Annotated in this window: 5 protein-coding genes; 1 reads left to right on the top strand and 4 read right to left on the bottom strand. The window is 64.3% G+C overall.

Annotated elements, in window-relative coordinates; all coding sequences use genetic code 11:
• Together QM649_RS20040 and QM649_RS20035 are read right to left on the bottom strand one after the other, a co-directional pair.
• On the bottom strand, positions 1-554 hold a 554-nt coding region (locus QM649_RS20040; protein ID WP_415200850.1), incomplete at its 3' end, for a GAF domain-containing protein.
• 3 nt (positions 555-557) lie between these two features.
• Positions 558-1097, bottom strand: coding sequence for a heme NO-binding domain-containing protein (locus QM649_RS20035; protein ID WP_415200849.1), 540 nt, complete (start codon positions 1095-1097; stop codon positions 558-560).
• Between the two features lie 365 nt (positions 1098-1462).
• Here QM649_RS20035 and QM649_RS20030 point away from each other — a divergent pair, with 365 nt between their 5' ends.
• Positions 1463-2905: a hypothetical protein gene (locus QM649_RS20030; RefSeq protein ID WP_415200848.1), complete on the top strand. Its 1443-nt coding sequence runs from the start codon at positions 1463-1465 to the stop codon at positions 2903-2905.
• Positions 2906-3104: 199 nt separating this feature from the next.
• On the opposite strand, the gene QM649_RS20025 is transcribed toward QM649_RS20030, so the two are convergent.
• Both QM649_RS20025 and adh read right to left on the bottom strand, forming a co-directional pair.
• Entirely contained in the window at positions 3105-3482 is a 378-nt protein-coding gene (locus QM649_RS20025; RefSeq protein WP_415200847.1) for a DUF779 domain-containing protein, read from the bottom strand.
• On the bottom strand, positions 3482-4679 hold a 1198-nt coding region (gene adh, locus QM649_RS20020; protein ID WP_415200846.1), incomplete at its 5' end, for an aldehyde dehydrogenase. The genes QM649_RS20025 and adh, both read right to left, overlap by 1 nt.

Genomic DNA, 4679 nt, shown 5'->3' with positions numbered 1-4679 from the left:
TCGCGCGGCTGGTCGAGGAAGAACTCGAGCACGCCCGCAACCTCCGTTCCCGCGAGGATGGGAAACGCCACCGCGGCGGTGAGGCCGCAGCGCGCCGCGACCCGCTTGCGGGCGATGTCCGAGTGCGCAAGGACATTCGGCAGCCACGACGGCGTGCCGGTTTCGAGCACGCGTCCGGCCAGGCCGCGGCCTTTCTGGAACCAGCTGCGCTCGGTGATCTCGCGGAACTCGCGCAGGTGTTCTCCGTCGGCGCCGAACCACAGCTTGGTAGGAGCCAGCAGCGGAGGATTGCCGGTGACCATGTAGGCGTGGCCGAGAATCCAGCCGGTGGCTTCGCAGACCCGCTTCAGCGCGAAGAGCAGGGCGTCGTCGACGGTGGTGGCCTCATTGGCCTTGATGGCGATGGAGCCGGCCAGCTCGAGCAGCTGCTTGTTGTTGTAGAGATCGTGCAGCCCCTGTTCGGCGAGGGCCTCGGACGCGAGCCGGGCGTGGCGCTCGCGCTCGTAGCGGCGATGCCAGGAACAGGTGTGCGAGAGCGTGGGGTCGTTGGGCATCGGTCATCTCGCGAAGGCGATGTGCGCAAGACAGTGATCGTCGCCGCGATGCATGCACTTGAGGTGGGTGAAGGTGATTGTCTCGCGGTAGTGCGCGGCCACGCCCTCGGCGAGCCCATGGGCGAAGAAGCAGTAGCGGCGCGTCGAGTGGTAACCCAGCAGCAGGCTGCCGTCCGACCCTTCGCGCATGTCAAAGAATGGGACGATCGCGCCGGGGTAGACCTTCAGTACTTCGGGATGGATCACGGTGTTGACGCTGAGCAGCAGATCGCGCGCGGTGGGCTGGCGCTCGAAGTAGCGCGGATAGCGCTCGATGAGCATGGGCATCCCGACGCGGCCGATCCAGCGCAGCGTCTCGTCGGCAGGTTTGCCCAGCCTGCCGGCAGCGGCCTCGATCATCGCATTGAGCTGCTCGTCAGGATAGCTGCCGAGCGCGGTGTAGACCCCCTCGGAGTGGGTCGAGGCCAGGAGGTCGTCCCACATCTGCGGGCCGTATTCGACGGTCACCGCCTCTTCAAGGAGGTTGAAGATGATGCCTTTCACGGCCTGTCTCCCTGCACCGGATGCACCGGCGGCGGCTGCCCGAAACCAGGGCTGAATCCTATGGCGATACATCCCGGTTATCGGCGTAGGGTTGCGCAGACTTGAGGCTGCTGCGAGCACAGGGCACGGAAAAGCATCTGTCATTCCGGCTGGAGAGAGACGTTTTGTCTCGCGCAGTGGTGGAACCTGCGGTTCGCCTTCCACGTCGGCCGGATCGAGAATCCAGTGGTGGGGGGACAAGTCTACGAGCGAGAGCTGGATTCATCTCAGGCTGCTAAACTCGACCGCGGACCTATCTGCCCGCGTCTCTAGAAGCAGGCCGCTGCGTCTGTCGCATCGGGTATGTGGAGTCCCTGGAGGAATCATTGTTCTCACGCCGCACCACTCTGAAGATGCTCCTGAGCTCCGCCGCCGGACTCGCGGTCAGCAACGGGAATGTAACGGCTCGCGCCCAGGGCAATCGCGCCGGGGATCTGCTGGTGCTGCGGCCGGGCCAGGGCTCTCCGGTCGCGATTGCCGAGGAATTCATGGGGCTGGGCTATGAGATGTCCTCGGTGGTGCCGCTGGGGCTGCTGAGCGGGGACAACCACACCTATGTCGCACTGGTGCGCGGGCTCAGCGAGCGGGGTGTCATCCGCGTGGGCGGGATCGTTGCGGACTATACGCGATTCGACCCCAAGGGACTGGCCATCGCGGAGCCGCACAACACCGTGATTACCGGGTCCGCCCTCGAACAGTTCGCCGGGTTCATGAAACGGACCGGCTGGAGAGCCATCTGGAGCCTGAATTTCGCGCAGGGCACCGTGCAGGATGCCGTTGCCGAGGCTCAGGCCGTGAGCGCGGCGCTGGGAGCGCATCTGCTGGCCTTCGAGCTGGGCAACGAAGTGGAGAATTACGGGCAGGGGAATCGGCCTTTCCGGACCGGCTCCTGGGACTATGCGGCATACCTCAAGGAGTTCCGCGAGTGGAGCGCGGCGATCCGCAAGGCCGTGCCCTCGGCGCACTTCGCGGCTCCGGATACGGCAAGCTCCGTGGAGTGGGCGGAGCAGATGTCCAAGGATGCTAACGGTGATGTGCAGCTGCTGACAACGCACTACTATCGCGCCGAGCAGACGCATGGCAGCGTTGAGCTGCTCGCCACCCCGGACCCGAGATTGCAGGAGGTTCTCACGCGCATGCGCGCCGCTTCCACGCAGAGCCGAATTCCGTGGCGGCTGTGCGAGACGAACTCCTTCTCCGGCGGCGGACGGCCGGGGGTGAGCGACGCGATGATCGGCGCGCTGTGGACGCTCGACACCATGCTGCTGCTGGCCAGCTATGGCTGCTCGGGCATCAACCTCGAAACTGGCGTCAATCAGCTCGGCTTCCTGAGCAGCTACTCCCCCATACGCAACGACAAGCAGGGAAATGCCTCCCCGGGAATTCCGTACTACGGCATGCTGGCCTTCACCGAGGCGCGCAGAGGATGCACCCACGTGCTTCCGGCCGAGCTCGACGCAACAGGCTCGCATGTCACCTCCTACGTGCTCGGCGAACCCGGCAAGGCGCGCAGCCTGGTGGTGATCAATCGCGATACGAGCCGTGAGGCCGCAGTCGACACACGCGCGCTGAAGGCGGGTGAGTTGCATCCGCTCCGGCTGATTGCAGGCAAAGGAGAGGATGCGGCTCCGGTGACCTTCGGCGAATACCCGGTGAAGGACGATGGGCACTGGACTCCGGCATGGATCGATGCGATCCACGACGGAGTGCTCAGGGTTCCGGCGATGAGCGCCGTGGTTGCGCGCACGAAAGAATCTCACCGGGCGTAGAACCGCTCTTAAATGAAAAACGCTGTCATTCCGACCGAAGCGAGACGGTAGGTCCGTCTCGCGCAGTGGAGGAACCTGCAGTTCTCTCAACGAACGAGCACACGGGTGCCCCGTCCAGGTTCCGCTTGGGCGGGAACCGGCATCCTTCTTTTCGCCCCAGAGGACACAGAGAGCTCAGAGGGTTCACCCCACTGCCGATCTAAATCCGCCCGGCCTCGCGCAGCGCTGCGATCTCGCCGTCCGTGAAGACATGCGAGCGGGTGAGAAACTGCAATCCGCCCGGGCCTTCGAGCGAGAAGGCTGCGCCGAAGCCGGGCGTCACGTCGATGATCAGCTGCGTGTGCTTCCAGTATTCGAACTGCGGTTTGGAGATGTAGAAAGGCGCGCCGCCGATCTCGCCGAGTTTTACATCCCGGCTGCCGATGCGGAATTCGCCTTCGGGAAAGCACATGGGGGCGCTGCCTTCGCAGCACCCCCCGGATTGATAGAAGAGGACCGGCCCGTGCTCGGCCTTGAGCTCGTCGATGAGCTTCAAGGCCTCGGGGGTTGCGGTCACCTGCTCGGGTATCTCCGCCATTAGAAGAGGCCCAGTTTCTTGGTGCTGTAGCTGACCAGCTGGTTCTTGGTCTGCTGGTAGTGCTCCAGCATCATGAGGTGGTTTTCGCGGCCGATGCCGCTCTGCTTGTAGCCGCCGAAGGCTGCGTGGGCGGGGTAGAGGTGGTAGCAGTTGGTCCACACGCGTCCGGCTTCGATCTCGCGCCCGAAGCGGTAGGCGCGGTTCATATCGCGTGTCCACACGCCGGCGCCCAGACCGTAAAGCGTGTCGTTGGCGATCTCGAGCGCTTCGTCGTCAGTCTTGAAGGTGGTCAGCGAGAGCACAGGTCCGAAGATCTCCTCCTGGAAGATGCGCATCTTGTTATGACCCTTGAAGATCGTCGGCTGGATGTAGAAGCCGCCGGCCAGATCGCCCTCGAGCTTCGCCGCTTCACCGCCCACCAGCAGCTCCGCGCCTTCCTTCTTGCCCAGGTCGAGATAGGACATGATCTTCTCGAACTGCTGCTTCGAGGCCTGTGCGCCGATCATCGTGTCCTTGTCCAGCGGATTGGCCTGCTTGATGGCCTTGACGCGGGCGAGGGCACGCTCGATGAAGCGGTCGTAGATCGACTCATGCACCAGCGCGCGCGAGGGACAGGTGCAGACTTCGCCCTGGTTGAAGGCAAAGAGCACCAGGCCTTCGATGGCCTTGTCGAAGTAGTCGTCGTCCTCGCGAAGGACGTCCTCGAAGAAGATGTTGGGCGATTTGCCGCCCAGCTCGAGGGTCATCGGAATGATGTTTTCCGATGCGTACTGCATGATGAGGCGGCCGGTTGCGGTCGAGCCTGTAAACGCAACCTTGTTGATGCGCGGGTTGGTGGCCAGCTCCTTGCCGACCTCGCGGCCGAAGCCGTTGACGACGTTCAGCACACCGGCAGGCAGCAGGTCGCCGACGATCTCCAGCAGGATGAGGATCGAGACCGGCGTCTGCTCGGCGGGCTTCAGCACCACGCAGTTGCCTGCGGCCAGTGCCGGAGCCAGCTTCCATGCGGCCATCAGCAGCGGGAAGTTCCAGGGAATGATCTGGCCGACGATGCCGAGCGGCTCGTGGTAGTGGTAGGCAACGGTGTCGTGATCGATCTCGGAGATGCCGCCCTGCTGCGCGCGGATGGCGCCTGCGAAGTAGCGGAAGTGGTCGGCGCTGAGCGGAACGTCGGCCGCGGTGGTCTCGCGGATCGGC

This window comes from Silvibacterium sp., from assembly GCF_047605705.1.
In the GTDB taxonomy this organism is placed as follows: domain Bacteria; phylum Acidobacteriota; class Terriglobia; order Terriglobales; family Acidobacteriaceae; genus Silvibacterium.
Note: the sequence above shows the minus strand (reverse complement) of the source record. Positions and strands in the feature narration are given on the sequence as shown.